Source organism: uncultured Roseibium sp. (assembly GCF_947494555.1).
Taxonomy (GTDB): Bacteria; Pseudomonadota; Alphaproteobacteria; order Rhizobiales; family Stappiaceae; genus Roseibium.
Genome location: NZ_CANLVF010000005.1, coordinates 194,721 through 208,138, shown reverse-complemented (window position 1 = coordinate 208,138; position 13,418 = coordinate 194,721). Strand labels below are relative to the sequence as shown.

Genomic DNA, 13,418 nt, shown 5'->3' with positions numbered 1-13,418 from the left:
TTATTCGGCCGCTTGTCCCGCATGACAGCGTGCGAGCTGGGCCCGCAAGGCGGCCGGTTTGACCGGCTTGTTGAAGAAGGCAATGTCCTTCTCGCTGGCCTCTGCGCGAACCGGCCTGCTGCGGTCGGCGGTGATCAGGATGGCAGGAATATGAGCGCCGAATTTCCATCTCAGCTTCACGATCGCGTCGATGCCGGTGCCCGAATCGAGATGGTAATCGGCAAGAATGATATCCGGCACCACTCCCGCCTTGTTCAGGCCCGCGGCCGCTTCCTGATCGTCAGTAGCTGTGACGACGGTGCAGTTCCAGCTTGATAGGAGGTGGTGCATCCCGCTCAATATGTCCGGCTCATTGTCGATCGCAACGACGCACAGGCCGTCCAGAGTGCCAAGCGAGGCGGGTGGGTGCTTTGCCGGTGCAATATCAGGTACGGCCGCCGAGCGCGGCAGTTCGACCGAAAAGCATGACCCCTTGTCCGCTTCGGATCTGAGAGCTACGGGGTGGTTCAGGACGTGGCTTATCCGCTCGACAATTGAAAGCCCCAATCCAAGCCCCTTGGCGACACGCATGCCGTCGTCCAGTCTGTGGAACTCATGGAAGATTGCCTTCTGCTTGCTTTTCGGGATCCCCATGCCCGTGTCGTGAATTTCCACGATCACACGGTTGCCGCGCCGGCGGCATCCCACGAGAACCTTACCTTCCTGGGTGTATTTCAGGGCGTTGGACACGAGATTCTGCAGCAGGCGCCTGAGCAGCCTCCGGTCGGTTCGAATGGAAACCGAAGTTGGTACGATGCGCAGTTCAAGCCCTTTCTCCTGGGCCACCGGCTGGAAATCGAGGGCCAGCCCACGGAGGATCTCGTCGAGGCGGAAAACGGTCGGTTCGGGCTTGAGAGCGCCTGTGTCGAGCCTTGAAATATCAAGCACCGCACCAAGAATATCCTCAACGGATTCAAGCGCCGATTCAACGTTGCGCACAAGTTCGCCATCATCGCCTGCCTTGAGCTTGTCGACGAGGACAGACGCATATAGGCGCGCGGCGTTTAGCGGTTGCAATATGTCGTGTCCTGCTGCTGCAAGGAACCGAGTCTTGCCGATATTTGCTTCCTCGGCTTCCCGGGTCGCCTCAACAAGACGCTCATTGACGTGGGTGAGTTCTTCGGTTCGTTCCCTGACGCGCCGCTCCAAGGTCTCATTGGCGCGTGCGAGCGCTTCTTCTGCCATGACGCGTTCGGTAATGTCGGTATATGTCGTCACGATCCCACCGTCGGGCATCGGGCTGACCCTGACTTCGAAAACCGTGCTGCTGGATTCCAACCGCTCCTGGAACGTCTCCTGAACCAGAACCAGTTTTTCAATGCGGTCGGCAACAAGTGTTTCAACTGGCCCCGGACCATGCTCACCGCGCTCGACGTTGTACCGCAGGATTGCGTCGAGTGTGGTTCCGACCTGTCCGTACTCGGCCGGCAGACCGAGCAGGTCCCGGAATTGCCGGTTCCAACAGATCAGTCGCAGGTCCCGGTCGAACACGCCGATACCTTGGCGGACCTGGTTGAGGGCGGTTTGCAGAAGGTCGCGGTTGTACTGGATGGCGATTGACGCGTCGTCCAGAAGCTTCACGGCGCCTTTTGTCGAGGGATCGTGACGCTTCAGCATCAAGGTCAACACAAGGCGCGACGATGCCGCGCCGATCGCACTCGCCAGAAGCTGTTCGGAAAACCGGAGAAGATTGGCGTCTGCAAGCGTGTTCGGATCGAGTGGGATGCCGCGCTCGGTCGCGAACCGGTGAAACGATCGCTCTGTGCGTTCTTCACCGAGATAACGTGCGACGGTGGACTGAAGGTCGCTCGCGGTGACGGAAGTTCGCCAGTAACGCAGGCTTGGTGTCGGCGTGAATTCGGCCGGGACAAATACATTGGCCTGAAGCGTCTCGGCCGGCAGCGGCTTGCGCGCAAAAGAAACGCCCACAAAGAGCAGGATATTGACCAACAGGCTCCAGAGCGTGCCGTGAATAAACGGATCGATATCGATCCCGAACAGGGATTGCGGATTGAGGATGCCGATTCCAAAAGGACCGGTCTCGAGGAAACCGGCAGATATGAGACCCGACTGGGCGAAGGTCGGCAAAAGCAGAGTGTAGCCCCAAAGAAGAAACCCGCTGCTGAGCCCGGCGAGCGCGCCAAGAGATGTTGCCCGCCGCCAGACCAGGGCACCGATGAAGGCAGGCGCAAACTGTGCAATGGCCGCAAACGACAAGAGCCCGATGGAAACAAGGGCCGCTGTATCTCCGGCAGCCTTATAATAGGCGTAGGCCAGAAGCAGGATAGCGAAGATCGCCAGACGCCGGATCGTCAGCAACTGGCGGCTCATGTCGCGCCCGCTGGCATTGATCAGATCATCTTCACTGTGGCGGCGAAGCAGGAGCGGAACGACGATGTCGTTCGAAATCATGATCGCGAGCGCGACCGTTGCAACAATGACCATCGCGGTTGCCGCAGACAATCCGCCGATGAAGACAAACATCGCGAGCCAATCCTGGCCGGCATCGATCGGCAGTGCCAGAACATAGGTATCCGCGTTGATATCCTGGCCGAAACGCAGCATGCCGGCCGCCGCGATCGGGATGACGAAGAGGTTGATCAGAACGAGGTAAAGCGGGAACAGCCAGGTTGCGCATCTGAGTTCGGCGTCGGAATTGTTTTCAGTCACCGTGACGTGAAACTGGCGCGGCAGCATCAGGACAGCAAACCCGGACAGGACTGAAAGGATCAACCAGTTGCTTACATTGATGGGTTGCTCGAACACCTCGGCGACTTCCGGCGCCTCCGAGATGGCGCGCACCAGATCGAACGGCCCGTCGAACAGCCAGTAGGTGACCCAGACGCCCACGGCAAGAAAAGCAAACAGCTTTACGATCGCTTCGGTCGCGATCGCCAGCATGAGGCCTTCCTGGTGTTCGGTAGCATCAATGTGACGGGTACCGAACGCCCAGCTAAAGATAGCCATGCCGAGCGCGATGAGAAGCGTGATGTCGTTAAAGAACGGTGCAAAGCTGAAACCGGGAGAAATCAGCGGTCCGACCATTGTGGTCACTGAAAAGGAGACGGCCTTAAGCTGCAGGGCAATATAGGGGATCACTCCGATGACGGCGATCAGGGTCGCCAGTGCGGCAACCGATTGGCTCTTTCCGTATCGCGCACCAATGAAGTCCGCAATCGAGGTGATGCTTTCGGCTTTCGAGATCTGAATTATCCGGCGCAAAAGCGGGTATCCAAGTGCGAATACCAGCAGCGGCCCGATATAGATGGTCAGGAATTCCGCACCGTTCCGGGTGGCGTTGCCGACCGAACCGAAGAATGTCCAGGACGTGCAATAGACGGATAGCGACAGTGCATAGATAAACGGACGGCCGCCCGCGCGCGAAGACGAACGGTTGGACAAGCGGTCGCCGTAGCTGGCAATCGCAAACAGAAGCAGGATATAGGCCGTTGCGACCAGTATCACGAGCCATCCGTGCAGCATCTTGCGTCGACCGTCCTCCCGACCGGTTGTTGCAGAAACCTGTTCCGCTGCTTTTTTCAGATCGGACCATAGCGGAACCGTTCTGTCTATTCACCTTGCGACCAAGGCGGACGAGACAATTATGAAACGGTTTGCAATAGGTTGGAACCGATCAACGATCGTGAAGTCTTGTTCACATCGTTTCATGAAACATTGGGCTGCTATCAGGTTATGGTGCGCCGACCATATCTGAGGAGTGATGCGAGTTGTCCGATCTGATTGCGCGATTGAGCACCGGGGCTCGCAATGCGCCTGAAAGTGGAATTGTTGAAGTCGCCAATGCCGGCCGCCACCACGACGCCCTGATACCCTTGTGGGTGGGTGAGGGAGATCTGCCGACGCCTTCCTTCATCAACAGGGCAGTCAAGGAGTCGCTTGACCGGGGCGAGACCTTTTATACCTACCAGCGCGGCATACCGGAGTTGCGCGAGGCGCTCGCTGCATATCATCAGGACCTCTACGGCAGACCATTTGCGCCTGAAAGGTTCTACGTGACGGGATCGGGCATGCAGGCCATCCAGTTGACCGTCCAGGCGATCGTCGACCCCGGCAAGGAGGTGATCGTGCCGTCACCCTCGTGGCCGAACATAGCCGCATCGGTGGAGATCCACGGCGCAAAAACCGTTCCGGTGCCAATGCGCGAATCAAACGGCGGCTGGTCACTTGCCTTGGAGGATATAGAAAAGGCAATTACGCCGGATACGGCAGCACTCTTCCTGAATACGCCCAGCAATCCGACGGGATGGGTCGCGACCGAGGATCTTTTAAAGGCCTTTCTGGAGCTCGCGCGCAAACATGATTTGTGGATCATCGCCGATGAGATCTACACGCTTTACTACTATGGAAACGGCAGGCGCTCGCCGTCGTTTTACGACATTGCCGAAGACGGCGACCGGATCATTTTCGTCAATTCATTTTCGAAGAACTGGGCAATGACCGGTTGGCGGGTCGGTTGGGTGTCTGCGCCTCCGGTCATGGGGCAGGTCTTTGAAAATCTTATACAATATTCCACATCCGGGGTGCCCGCCTTTTTGCAGTGGGGCGCGGTTGCGGCGCTCACGGAGGGGCGGGAATTTCTCGAAAGCCAGATCGAGCGCGCGCGAAGAGGCAGGGAAGTTGTTCTTCAAGGGTTTCAGGAAACCGGACGCATTTCGGTCGCTCCGCCGGAGGGGGCCTTTTATCTTTTCTTCAAGCTCGAAGGCATCACCGACATGCGCGCGTTCGCACTTGATCTTGTGCGTGAAACCGGCGTCGGCCTTGCGCCGGGGACGGCATTTGGGCCCGGTGGCGAGACATTCGCTCGGCTTTGTTATGCGCGCCGACCGGACGACTTGGAAGAGGCCATCCGGCGAATTAACGCTTGGCTACCAGCGATTTAAGACTCTTGACGGGTTGCTGGACTAAGTGAAACCCCTTAAACCTGAATGGACGTGATTTCCAGTTGGGTGCCGGAATGGCAGACGAGGGTGTGATAGATCGTGAAACGGACGCCGCAGCAGTTTCTGAGGCGAGACTGGCAAGTGTGTTCAACACGGCCGTCGACGGTATTATCGTCATCAACGAACGCGGACTTGTCCTTGCCTACAACAAAGCCTGCGAACACCTTTTTGGATATGAAGCAGCTGATTTGCTCGGGCGCAACGTAAACAGGATCATGCCGGAGTCTTATGCCCGGTCTCACGATCACTATGTCCAGAACTACATCGATACCGGCCACAAGAAAATCATCGGCATTGGCCGGGAAGTTCAGGCTCAGCACAAGGACGGAACTGTCTTCCCGATCGAATTGTCCGTAGGCGAGGCGAACACCCCGGACGGTCGTCAGTTCATAGGCATCTTGCGAGACTTGCGGTCACGTAAGCAGATTGAAGACAGGCTGGCCAAGACACAGGCGCAGTTGCTGCACATGACGCGTTTGAGTGCGCTTGACGAGATGGGTGCAGCGATCGCACACGAGCTCAACCAGCCTCTGACAGCGGTCCTTCTTTACCTGCAATCGGTCTCGCGCAAGGCAAAGTCCGACGAGTCAATGGATCCGCTGATACTCTCAGTGATCGAAAAAGCGGTTCGCGAGGCCGAGCGCGCGGGCGAGATCATCCAGCGCATGCGCCAACTTGTGGAAAAGAAAGCGCCTGAAAGGCAGACTTTGGATGTGCCGGAGCTTGTAAGATCCTGCCTCGAGATGGCGGAGCTCGGCAGTGGCGAGCCGCAAGCCTACTTGTCCGCGAGTGTTGAAGAGGGCTTGCCCCCGCTTCAGGCGGATCCGGTTCAAATTCGCCAGATTCTGATCAATCTCCTGAGAAATGCACGCGAGGCCGTCGCGGATCAAGCCGAGAAAAAAGTCGCCTTGAACGTTCGCCTCAAGGAGGATCTGCTCGAGTTCCGGGTAACCGACAACGGACCTGGCGTGCCCGCAGAGCTTATCGAAGGACTGTTTCGCGCCTTTACCGGCATAAAGCACAAAGGCGTCGGTCTCGGATTGGCTATCTCGCGTTCGATCGCACAGAACCATGGTGGCGATTTGAGGCTGGAAACAGCGTCTGATGGCGCCGGCGCGTCGTTTTTGTTGACCTTGCCGGTTCATCCAAGGGAAGAAAGATCGGATGACGATCTGTAAAGCAGACAATGCGAACAAGGTATGGGGACTGAAAGATAATGGAAGCTGACGCAGAGGCCGTATATATCGTTGATGATGACCCTGCGGTGCGGGATGCGCTGTCTGTTCTGTTCAATATGGAAGGTTATGTCGTGGAGACCTTTTCGGACGGCGACACCTTCATACAGTCCGCAAGCAAGTCAGCCCCGGCATGCGTCATGCTGGACGTGCATATGCCCGGCCGGTCAGGGATCGAAATTCTCAAAGCTCTGAATGCCGAACATTACCCGGCTCCGATCTTCATCATTTCCGGCCAGGGCGACATTCCTATGGCGGTCGAGGCCATCCGGAACGGCGCCCATGACTTCATTGAAAAACCGTTCTCGGCCGAAACCGTCCTGGAAAGGGTGAAGGAAGCAATCGCGGCAATGAACAAGCGGCAGGAAGCCGACACAAGCCAGACGTTTCAGGGGGCCGAACTGCTGACGCGCAGGGAGGTGGAAGTCCTGAAGGAAATCACCGACGGAGCGTCTAACAAGGAAGCCGGTCGCACCCTTGGCATCAGTCCCAGGACCGTCGAGGTCCACCGTGCACGTATCATGGAAAAGCTTGGGGCACGAAATGCCGCCGATCTTGTCAGGATCGTCCTGGGGCATCCCCTGGCGGAATAAGAACTCCCTTTCGGCAGATTTCCCAACTCTTCCTGCCGGGATCAAGAGTGACGTATTTCTGCGTACATTCGCCGCAGCTTTTGTAGCGTATGCTTGGCGGGTATCTGGGCGATGACGCCGGAACCCGGGATAGTAGTGAGTGGTCGTTCATATCATCGAGGATGACGAAGCTGTTGCAGATGCGCTGGCACTGGCGCTCGAACACCTGGATCATTCGATACGGATTTACCTGGATGGGGAAACGTTCATGGCTCAGGCACACGTGTCTGACAACGATTGGGTAATTGTTGATCTGGGTTTGCCGGGCATCAGCGGCGCGGAAATCGTCAGGGACCTGAAACGCTTGGCTGTACCGCCAAAGATTATCGCGATCTCCGGCAAATCACGTATCAAGATCCTCCAGAGCGTGAAGGAACTGCCGGACCTCACCATCTTGCGCAAACCTCTTTCCGTCGACATGCTGACAGCCGCAATGGCCTGACAACGCGGTCGGACGCCTTTCTGAGTGGTCCACAGTTGGACAATGTTGAACGCCAACTGCCTCACCCACTTTTGTCGTAGCCTGCCAAAAACATGCGGTGACGCGGAAACTCTCTGTTTCGCGTTCATGGTGCCGGATGCTGCTCCAGTGATGAATGTCGATTTCCAAGCTGATACGTAAGCCGGGGTACGAACATCTCACACCTACGCACATTGATCTCAATCAGGTGCGGCACGGGCGAACCCTTTGATGAAACGTTGCGACAGCCAGTCAACAAAGACCCGGACCCGCGGGGAAAGCTGCCTGCTTTGCGGATAAACCACAGAAACGGGGACACCTGGCGGAGGGGTGCTTTCGAGAACGGACACCAACCGCCCATTTTTCAGATCGTCTTCCACGTGAAAGCGTGGCATCTGCGCCAGTCCCAATCCGAGCCGCGCTGCCTCCCGGTAACTCTCTGAACCGGTGACCGACAAAATTGTCGGCAAAGAAATATTGTGAGTTTCGCCGCAGATTTCGAACATCAAAGGTCTGACGCTTCCGGTGCTCGGCAAACGCCGTCCCACATGCCGATGTCCTTGCAATGCCTCGGTTGTTTCGGGAAAACCAAACCGATCAAAATAGGCTGGTGATGCACAAGTAACCCGCTCCAGCAAACCCAAGCGCTTGGCAATCAAGCTGCTATCGGGCAGGTCGCCCCATCTGAGCGCGCAATCGACACCTTCATGTACCAGATCAACCCACTCGTCATGCTCGGTCATTGAAATCTCAATGCCTGGATATCGTTCGAAGAAGTCTGGCAAACCCGGCGTCAGGAAGTATCGAGCCAAGGTTCCTTGCACCTCGACGCGCAGCAATCCTTTTGGAGTGGATCCTCTGAACGCACCTTCCGCATCATCAATGTCGTCAAGGATCGCAAGACAGCGTTTGTAGTAGGCTTCGCCATCCAGGGTAGGGCGTACTGTTCGAGTTGAGCGCTGAAGAAGCTGCACGCCCAGTCTGGTTTCCATTTTTTTGATGACCTGCGTGACAGTTGAGCGCGGGACGTCACTGTCGTGAGCGGCGGCAGTGAAGCTTCGACGTTCGACAATTCGTGTGAACAATCGCATCGCGTCCAGTCTATCCATAACTATCCATATTGTTCGTTTTTTTGGAATTATATTGTCAATTTTAGCCCGATTATTCAGAAATAAAAAGATGCCAGATAACACTCCAGTCGCTCTGTACGGCGCGACAGCAAAAGGAGATGCAAAATGGGTATCGACAGAAACAAGACCGCGATTATCACCGGAGCGTCGAGGGGTATTGGCGCTGCTATAGCCGAACGCATTGCCGCAGACGGGTGTAATGTGGTGATCAACTACGCATCCAACGAGGCGCCGGCGGAAGCATTGGCACGCAGGATCGAGGGGGCCGGAGGACGCGCGACTACCGCAAGGGCGGATGTCGGAGACCCGGCGTCTGTGGCACGGTTGTTTGACAGTGCAGCAGCAGCCTTTGGCGGCATTGATATACTGGTCAACAACGCGGGTATCATGCGACTCGCTGCGATCGCGGAAAGCGAAGACGAACTCTTTGACGTTCAGGTTCTGACCAACCTCAAGGGAACATTCAACACACTTCGGGAGGCCGCCAGGCGGTTGAGCGACGGAGGGCGGATCATCAATCTGTCATCGAGTGTTGTCGGACTTTCGCAACCCACCTATGGGGCCTACGCCGCAACAAAAGCCGGGGTCGAGGCGCTGACACGCGTCATGGCAAAAGAGCTGCGCGGTCGAAAGATCACAGTGAACTGCGTTGCACCCGGCCCCACTGCGACCGACCTCTTTCTCGATGGAAAACCTCAGGAGGTTGTTGATCACCTGGCGGGAATGGCCCCGCTCGAAAGGCTGGGACAACCGGACGATATCGCCGCCACAGTCGCATTTCTTGCAGGGCCGGACGGTGGCTGGATCAACGGGCAGATACTGCGTGCAAATGGGGGGATCATCTGAGCGGTATGTTGAGGGATTGCGAGAAAGCCAGATGAGCGGGACGGTCCTCTTTCCAGAGGCGCAAAAGGATTTGGTCGTCTTCATCCCAAGTTCCAGCAGCGGGGCAACTCGCTGTTGAACACAGACCGCGCGTACGAACCACCTGCGTCCTTTCCGCCCATATGTAATTCCTCTTACGCAGTCGACCGAATTCCTTCAATGGATTCCGTTCTTTAGAGTGAGTGTTGCGGGTTGCGAAAACGTCGGACGGGGCGTTTTGGCGGCACGGGACTTTTCTGGACACTACGTCTTCCTGTCAGTCGGCAGGTCAATGGATCCAGGAAGTGTCGGTGCGGGCTTAAGCCGCGCAGGTCTGCGCGAAGGAGGGAATAATGGCATATCTTGATGCAGGTTACTCAGGTCACGGTGCAGGCACACGGTCGGACCGTGTAGCGCTTTGCGAGCCGGCCAAGGCAGAATTTTCCAACTTTGGCGGCAAGACCACCGAGTATGAAACGCATGCCGTCGTCTACTACGAAGGCGATCCCGCCAAGCGGCTCTATGAGCTCGTGCGCGGTTCAATCATGCTCTACAAGCTCCTGCCCGACGGCCGCCGCCAGGTTGTCGAGGTTCTGCGTCCGGGCGATATATTCGGTCTTTCGAACGGCGAGGAAAACGACTGCACGGCGGAGACGCTGACGCAATCGCTTGTGCAGGAAATAGACCTCAGGCATGTCGAGCGGTCCGACGAATTGCAAAGAACGCTGGCAAAGTGTCTGACCAACCAGATGCAGGTTCTTCATGAGCACGCCGTTCTTCTGGGCCGTAAATCTGCTGTCGAACGTGTCGCAAGCTTTCTGATGCATCTGGTCCCTGATCGCGGTGGACCGGGCTGTGTCGGCCCAAGCGACGATGAAGACGACAGCTTTGACCTTCAGCTTCACATGACACGCCAGGAAATAGCCGACTACCTTGGGCTGACGATCGAAACCGTCAGCAGGGTTGTTTCCGATTTGAAACGCCGCGGCGTCATTCGCGTCGACAAGGCAGACAAGATCCATCTGAACAAGGTTTGCAGCTTGTGTCAGATGACCGGTATTCACTGATCGAACCAGATAGTTTTCGTAAGGCCGGGCTGCGCTCGGCCTTACGCCTGTTTGGCCGAACGGTTAATTTCCGGTTGGCAAGTGTTTTTTAGGCATGTTTGCCGTTCTAGGTGCATTTGGATCGCCATTAAGCCCGGATGCGTTCATTTATTAAGAGTTGAAACTGCATAAATCCGCCAGGTTTCCTTGTAGATCGGACGGTCCGTGATGCAGATAGATTCTCTTCGCTTTGTGAAATCTTCGAATCCCGATGGCAACGCAGACAAGCAATACAACGTGCTTGCCAACGAGGAGCAATTCGTCAGATGCGATCTCACCAAAAGAACGATCGCTAAGCCAATCGACATTTTCAACGTCAATGACGGGATCTGCCGCACGCTGACGCCGGAAAGAAAGATTCTCAACACACGTTGGCATCTCACCTCGCAGGATGCAGGTGAAGCGGGGGAAATCACCTTAAAGGGAACCGATGCCTGGCTTGCGCGAGACACCACGCAAAATGAGCTGTTTCGCGTAGTCGACCCGCGTAAGTGGTCGGAAAAAACATTTGAGACCGCGATGGGCAGCTGGCCGGACAGCTACGCCCTTGTTGTCAACGGTGAAGGCGTTGGAGTCATCAGGCGTGCCCTGAGGCCAGGAGAAGAGGAGCCCAAAACCAGGCTCCAGAAGCTGACAGGTTTGTTCAAAGACCGTGACTGGGTGCTCGAACTCAGTGAACCCGCCCCGATGCAATCGGCTTATCGGATGATCGCCTCCGTTCTGCTCTTGGTCGAAGTCACCGTAAGCGGTGCGCGCGCTGGCTGAATGCAGGCCTTTCTCGCCTAAACCGCCGCCGAATGCCTTGCCTTGCCGGTGGCCTGACTTTCGGCGAGATAGCTGTCAAACGCTGCCGCCGCAAGGCGCACATATGGCCGTCCGCTTTCGGTGACTGAAACCCGCATATTGTCATTGTCGCCGAACTCGAGTGTCACCAGCCCATTCGCCGCCAAATCCTCCAAGGCACTGAATGCGTCGCTGATATCGTTGACGGACAGGCCAAAGCCTTTGCAGAGCGGCGTGAGATCGCAGGTGTAGTCTGTCATGAGTTCTTCGATGATCCGGCCGCGCAACCTGTCGTCTGCGGTGAGCGCCAGTCCTTTCGACACCGGAAGCTCTCCGGCGAGAATATTGCGTCGCCAATTGCCAACGTCCGGTAGGTTCTGGATGTATCCATTCGACAATTTGCCGATCGAAGATACTCCAAAGCCGATCAGCTGTTCGCCCTGGTCAGTCGTGTAACCCTGAAAGTTCCGTTTCAGCGAGCCGTCGGCAAGCGCGCGCGCCATGCTGTCGTCAGCATGCGCAAAATGGTCGAGACCGACCGCGACATAGCCGGCCTTCAACAGTTCGGCGCGCGCAAGATCGGCTAGCTCAAGCCGTTCGGCAGCTGAGGGCAAGGCTGTTTCATCGATAAGCCTCTGGTGTTTGCGCATCCAGGGAACATGTGCATATCCGAAAAGGGCAATGCGGCTGGGTGCAAGTTCCAGCGTCTTGGCAACTGTATCAAGAATAGTCTCGCGTGACTGTCCGGGCAGTCCGTACATGAGGTCGAAATTGAGCGCATTCAGCCCGTTTGCACGCAGGATGCGTGTTGCCCTTGCAACGACCTCATAGGGCTGAACGCGTCCGATTGCCCTTTGCACATTGAGGTCGAAGTCCTGAACGCCAAGGCTCGCTCGATTGACGCCGACGAGGGCGAGAGTTTCTCCAAGCTCCTCGCTCACGAGCCTCGGATCGAGTTCGATAGCGTGTTCCAGATCCGGTGAGAACTCAAACAGAACGCGCATAAGTCCGGTCAGATCGGCGAAACTTTGCCTTGGAAGGAGACTTGGCGTGCCGCCGCCCCAATGAATATGGCGAACCGGCCCCGCATTCTTAAGGTGTTCGCCGACCAACCCGATTTCCTGTTCGAGTGTCGCCGCATAGGTCTTCAGTGGCGCATCCTGGCGCGTGGCCTTGGTGTGGCAGCCGCAATAATGACAGAGCTCCCGGCAAAAGGGCACATGCAGATAAAGCGAAAGGCTGTCCATGGGCGTGATGGCGCGTAACCAATCTCTATAGGTTTCGGCGCTTACGCCGCTATGGAAGTGTGGCGCTGTCGGGTAGCTGGTATAGCGCGGCACGCTGCGCAGCGCATAGGAGAGCGGATCGTTTGTCATGGCGGCATATTTCAGAAAAACGCCGTCTCGAACCTTGATATCGCTCAAGTCAGCGAATGGATGAGTGGAGAAAAATGTGAGCGAAACTGAAAAAAATAAGCTTGAGGAGGGACCGCAGCACTATCGCCTCCACGGTGCGCCGGACAATGCCAATCTCGTCGTGCGCATGTTGCTCGAGGAACTGGGCGCAGCATATGACGTCATCCCGGTAGATCGAAGGACATCGGCTCAAAAAACGGATGCCTATCGGCGCCTTAATCCGCAGGGCCTGATTCCGGTTCTTGAATGTCCGGGACAGGATGCGCCCGTATTTGAAACCGGGGCCATCCTGCTGCTTTTGTCCGAACGGCATCAATCATTCGCCCCCTCAACCAGTGCCAGCGGCCGTGGACGCTTCCTGAAATGGTTGTTTTTCCTCTCCAACACGCTTCACTCTGACCTGCGTATCTCCTTCAAGCCGCACAGATATCTGTCAGGGGACCGGGATTCGGCCGCTTTTTCAGAGGGTCTCAAGAAGCGCATCTCGCATAGTTTTCAACTTTTGGAACAAGAGCTTGCTGTCTCGGAAGGCCCTTTCCTGCTCGGAAGCCAGCTGACCTGCCTCGATTTTTACGCCGCAGCCTGCGCAAGATGGGCACAGATTTATGGTACAGCAGGAAGATGGCCTCTCGAGGACTATCCGTGTCTGATGCAGTTGCTTCAAAGGCTGGAAAGCCGGCCCGCGATACAAAAAGCCTGTGAACTTGAAAGGATCGAAGGAGCTCCCTTTACACGGCCGGTGCAGGTTTCCCTGGCACAGGAGTTTTGAGGTCTTTTATATTGATCTATGCAA

At 56.6% G+C, this 13,418-nt stretch carries 11 protein-coding genes; 8 read left to right on the top strand and 3 right to left on the bottom strand.

Annotated elements, in window-relative coordinates:
• Complete coding sequence (locus Q0915_RS23380; protein ID WP_299479666.1) at positions 1-3,522, bottom strand: PAS domain-containing hybrid sensor histidine kinase/response regulator; 3,522 nt, start codon at positions 3,520-3,522, stop codon at positions 1-3.
• A 245-nt stretch (positions 3,523-3,767) separates the two neighbouring features.
• Here Q0915_RS23380 and Q0915_RS23375 point away from each other — a divergent pair, with 245 nt between their 5' ends.
• The 4 genes from Q0915_RS23375 to Q0915_RS23360 all read left to right on the top strand — a co-directional run bounded on the left by Q0915_RS23375 (position 3,768) and on the right by Q0915_RS23360 (position 7,309).
• Positions 3,768-4,940: a pyridoxal phosphate-dependent aminotransferase gene (locus tag Q0915_RS23375; RefSeq protein ID WP_299479663.1), complete on the top strand. Its 1,173-nt coding sequence runs from the start codon at positions 3,768-3,770 to the stop codon at positions 4,938-4,940.
• 74 nt (positions 4,941-5,014) lie between these two features.
• Complete coding sequence (locus tag Q0915_RS23370) at positions 5,015-6,178, top strand: PAS domain S-box protein (RefSeq protein WP_299479660.1); 1,164 nt, start codon at positions 5,015-5,017, stop codon at positions 6,176-6,178.
• Positions 6,179-6,216: 38 nt separating this feature from the next.
• On the top strand, positions 6,217-6,828 hold the full coding sequence (locus tag Q0915_RS23365; RefSeq protein WP_299479658.1) for a response regulator: 612 nt from the start codon (positions 6,217-6,219) through the stop codon (positions 6,826-6,828).
• Between the two features lie 139 nt (positions 6,829-6,967).
• Positions 6,968-7,309 (top strand): response regulator, encoded by a 342-nt coding sequence (locus tag Q0915_RS23360; protein WP_299479655.1) that lies wholly within the window; start codon positions 6,968-6,970, stop codon positions 7,307-7,309.
• A 218-nt stretch (positions 7,310-7,527) separates the two neighbouring features.
• Here Q0915_RS23360 and Q0915_RS23355 read toward each other — a convergent pair whose 3' ends face one another.
• Positions 7,528-8,436: a LysR family transcriptional regulator gene (locus Q0915_RS23355; protein ID WP_299480595.1), complete on the bottom strand. Its 909-nt coding sequence runs from the start codon at positions 8,434-8,436 to the stop codon at positions 7,528-7,530.
• A 126-nt stretch (positions 8,437-8,562) separates the two neighbouring features.
• Between Q0915_RS23355 and Q0915_RS23350 the strand changes: the two genes are divergently transcribed.
• From Q0915_RS23350 to Q0915_RS23340, 3 genes are all read left to right on the top strand, one after another.
• Complete coding sequence (locus Q0915_RS23350) at positions 8,563-9,303, top strand: SDR family oxidoreductase (RefSeq protein ID WP_299479652.1); 741 nt, start codon at positions 8,563-8,565, stop codon at positions 9,301-9,303.
• A 371-nt stretch (positions 9,304-9,674) separates the two neighbouring features.
• Positions 9,675-10,388 carry a helix-turn-helix domain-containing protein gene (locus Q0915_RS23345; RefSeq protein WP_299479649.1) on the top strand — a complete coding sequence of 238 codons (714 nt, stop codon included), beginning with the start codon at positions 9,675-9,677 and terminating at the stop codon, positions 10,386-10,388.
• 207 nt (positions 10,389-10,595) lie between these two features.
• The gene (locus Q0915_RS23340; protein WP_299479646.1) at positions 10,596-11,192 is read left to right on the top strand and encodes a hypothetical protein; all 597 of its coding nucleotides are present in this window, start codon (positions 10,596-10,598) and stop codon (positions 11,190-11,192) included.
• A 17-nt stretch (positions 11,193-11,209) separates the two neighbouring features.
• Here the strand turns inward: Q0915_RS23340 and hemN are convergent, their stop codons facing one another.
• Positions 11,210-12,586, bottom strand: a complete 1,377-nt coding sequence (gene hemN, locus Q0915_RS23335) for an oxygen-independent coproporphyrinogen III oxidase (RefSeq protein ID WP_299480591.1) — start codon at positions 12,584-12,586, stop codon at positions 11,210-11,212.
• A gap of 76 nt (positions 12,587-12,662) precedes the next feature.
• Here hemN and Q0915_RS23330 point away from each other — a divergent pair, with 76 nt between their 5' ends.
• Positions 12,663-13,394 (top strand): glutathione S-transferase family protein, encoded by a 732-nt coding sequence (locus Q0915_RS23330; RefSeq protein ID WP_299479643.1) that lies wholly within the window; start codon positions 12,663-12,665, stop codon positions 13,392-13,394.
• Positions 13,395-13,418: the final 24 nt, after the last annotated feature.